Consider the following 337-nt stretch of genomic DNA (forward strand, 5'->3'; position numbering starts at 1 on the left):
GGACTTGCTTTTTGGCTCGCTCCGAAAGCACCTTTCGGATCAATTTTAAGACGACCGTCTGCCACTGTTTTCTTAGTTTGACGTAAGGAATATAGTCATATTGCTTCCATTTCCCATCCTTTGTCACCCCACCCATTGTCACAAGCATATGGATATGAGGGTTAAATTCTAGTTTAGATCCAAAGGTATGAAGAGCGGAGACAATACCAGGTGTAGAAAAGCATTCTATACCGATAAAAAAGAGGCGGAAAAAGGCAATGTGATCCAGCAGACGTGAATACACTGCTGGATCACATTGCTTTTTTTCTTGTCAAATGTCTCCAGCAAAGGTAAAATA

At 41.2% G+C, this 337-nt stretch carries 1 pseudogene; it reads right to left on the bottom strand.

The features are described 5' to 3' along the window. Positions 1-208: pseudogene (locus ACYQ2O_RS13015) on the bottom strand (transposase); the annotation flags it as partial. Between the last annotated feature and the right edge of the window lie 129 nt (positions 209-337).

This window comes from Alkalibacterium sp. m-11, assembly GCF_054658155.1.